Annotated in this window: 1 protein-coding gene; it reads left to right on the forward strand. The window is 27.8% G+C overall.

The window, feature by feature from the left end; translation table 11 throughout:
* Positions 1-642 precede the first annotated feature (642 nt).
* Positions 643-1,665, forward strand: coding sequence for an IS6 family transposase (locus LQE93_RS16660; RefSeq protein ID WP_231074573.1), 1,023 nt, complete (start codon positions 643-645; stop codon positions 1,663-1,665).
* The last annotated feature ends 245 nt before the right edge of the window (positions 1,666-1,910 follow it).

The following is a 1,910-nucleotide window of genomic DNA, read 5'->3' on the forward strand; positions in this document are numbered from 1 at the left end:
GAGTTCTGTAAAATATTTTACGTATATTTTTCATATCTTTTCAAACTAAGATCCTTGGATTACCAAGGATCTTTATCTCTTTTTATATTTTTATTGTATCTATTTACTTTAGAATTTTGTTGCAAAATTGTTGCAATTTTTATATATAATTTTAATTATAATAGAAAAAAAATTTCAAATTAAATAGCTTTATACTTGACAATAAAAGTTACATTTATAGCATATATTATCTCCTATATTTTTCATTATATATTTAGTAATTATTTATTTAAAAAAGTCAACATAAAAAGTGTATAAACTTCTATTCTCCCAGTTATAACTTTTATATACTTTCATATTAATATTTACAAATCCTAGCTAAACAATTTTATTCACCTTATCTATATATACTCTTATTTAAATCATTACATATATTTACATTTAAATTCAGTGAATGTAGGAAAGTCTCTTGGTAATAATCCAAAATATACCCCTTTATAGTATATATTATATACATTTAAAATAATTTCTTTTTCATTTTTCTTTAACTCATTTTTTTTATTCGATCTGTTAAGTTATATGAACATTGCTCTTCTCAACCTAAGGAAATACAATAAGTTTGCGAGACTAAATAATACCCCCTTTGAAAAGGAGAGAAGAACAATGAGCAAAACTAATATAAAATGCCCACGCTGTAATTCTGATAAACTATATAAGTTTGGTATGAATAAGCAGGCTAAACAAAAGTATCAATGTAAGCAGTGTAAACGCCAATTCGCCATAGGCGACGGTGACGGACGTCCTAAACTTAATAATCCTAAATGTCCTAGATGCGGTAAGGGAACTTACTTACATCATGCATATAAACATTACAATCGCTATAAGTGCAATAACAAGAAGTGTAATCACATAATAGTAAAACATCACACCACCAATATTGATATAGCTTCTAGTGAATTAGTTAGTGGTTCCCTTTCAATGAAAGGAATGCGTTTTCCGCTACATGTAATACTAACTGCATTAACACTATACTTTTTAAATAATTCATCAACAAGAGCTATTTCTCAATTCTTGATGATTAACTCTGGTATTAAGGTATCCCATGTTACTATAGCAAGTTGGACTAATAAATTTGCACCTTTCTTTAAACAGAAAGCTAATAAATTCAAAGCTAGTTTAAACTTACAATCTGACGATTGGCACGCTGATGAAACAGTAGTATTTATCAATGGTGAAAGATACTATCTATGGTTAGCTATTGATTCTGAAACTAGATTTATTCTAGCATTTCATCTAACTAAGTCTAGAAGTTCTGATTCTGCTTATACCTTAATAAATGAAGCTAAAAATTATGGTGAACCAACTTACTTCATAACCGATAGACTACCTTCGTATAACGAAGCTTCCGCTACGGTATTACCTAATACCAAACACGTTCCTGTAGCACCTATGTCTAGTGATATAAATAACAACTTAATTGAGTCATTCAATAAGACTTTTAAAGCTTGGTATAAAGCTAAAAAGGGTTTTAACTCTTTTGAAAAGGCGAATAACTTAATATATTTATTTATCTTTCACTATAATTTTATTAGACCACATGGCTCATTAAATAACTGTACTCCAGCAGAAGTTGCTGGCTTCGCTAGCGATAGCTTAGCTAAAAACTCTTGGTTTTCAGCAGCTTAATTAAATTTAATACCTTTATTTAACCTGCAAAAAATCAATTTTATTGCAGGCTTATTAGCCATGCAATAAAACTTTTAAACTTATATAATTTTCAAAGAGCGAGCAATTCTATGAAAAATCAAGCTATTTTTTCATATCAGCTTAACAGATTCTTTTTATTTTTTATCTATTATGAATGTTATTATGTCCTAATCATTTACTTAACCCATCACCATTTTATGATGTTTAAAATAATTTTATGTTTA

This window comes from Clostridium sp. NSJ-145 (assembly GCF_021044725.1).
GTDB classification, from domain to species: domain Bacteria; phylum Bacillota; class Clostridia; order Clostridiales; family Clostridiaceae; genus Clostridium; species Clostridium disporicum_B.

Excerpts from the sequence above, each read along its gene's own strand:
- LQE93_RS16660 (WP_231074573.1), top strand. The coding sequence starts at position 643 with ATGAGCAAAACTAATATAAAATGCCCACGCTGTAATTCTGATAAACTA.